This is a genomic window from Halomonas sp. 707D4, from assembly GCF_024158685.1.
Classification (GTDB): Bacteria; Pseudomonadota; Gammaproteobacteria; order Pseudomonadales; family Halomonadaceae; genus Vreelandella.
Window position 1 is genome coordinate 1 of sequence record NZ_JAMZBD010000742.1, and the last position, 1,065, is coordinate 1,065.

Here is a 1,065-nt window from a genome sequence, read left to right on the forward strand (position 1 = left end):
CCTGGAAGTCGTCGAGCGACAGCGCGAGCCGCTGCTGGTCGAGGCGCTCGTGCTGGCCAAGAAGCCCCTCCACGGTGAAGGCGAGCTCGACACTCTGGGCGCGGGTCTCGAGCCGCCCGGCGGTGTTGAGCATGGCGATCGCTTCGGGCAGAAAGTGCAGAGCGTCCTCGTGGCCCGCCTGGCGGGCGTGGGCGGTGAGCCAGTGGGAAGTGATCGTCCAGCGCGCGCCGGGCTGGCCTTGCACCACCGCCAGCGCCTCCTCGAAGTGGCCGTAGTGGCCCTGGCGCTGCATGGTGGTGGTGAAGCTCTCCACCAGGGCGTCGGCGTAGCGGGTCACCGGGAAGGCGTCGCCCTCCTCGGCGAGCCGGCGCACCAGAAACTCCGCGGCGCTGGCCTGCTGGCCCGCTGTCCCGGGCAGCTTATGGCCCTGGACGAACGCCTCGAGCGCCGGGGCGATCTCCTCGATCAGCGCCGTCAGCAGGTCCTCGCTCTGCATGATGCGCGAAAGGATCCCCGCCGAGAGGCAGCGGGCGCGCAGGTTGCGGGCCGCCTCGTCGTCCTGCTTGAGGTTCGCCCAGAACAGCATGGCCAGCGCCCGGGGCAGCGGGCCGAACCCCAGAAGCCCCGCGCTCTGGCGCGCCGGCCACAGGGTGCGCACGATCAGCGCGGCGTCGTGGTCGTGGATGCCCTTCTCGTAGCCCTCGCGGTAGCGGGGCGAGGCGAAGGTGGCGATCTGGCGCTGAAGCGCATCGACATCCTCGACGTTGACCGGTGCCGCCTCCGGCCGGGTCAACGTCTCCATGAAGCGGTAGGCCAGGTACTCGGCGCGATAGACGCGCCGGCTCTCCGACGGCAGCGACATGCTCCAGTAGTCGGAGAGCGCGGTCAGGCGCTCGTCGATGAGCGGCTCGAAATACTGGGTGCCGGTGAGATGCAGCATGAGCCGCTCGTCACGCGGCACCAGGGTCAGGTCCAGGTGCTGCTGGTTGACGCTGAAGCGGTGGCGCGGGCCCAGGCGGATGACGTTGCCGCCGGACTCGAAAATGTCCGCTCGGTCGCGCACGC

At 70.4% G+C, this 1,065-nt stretch carries 1 pseudogene; it reads right to left on the reverse strand.

Features of this window, described 5'->3' with window-relative positions:
* A pseudogene (locus tag BIS11_RS18375) lies at positions 1-1,065 on the reverse strand (DNA repair protein); the annotation flags it as partial.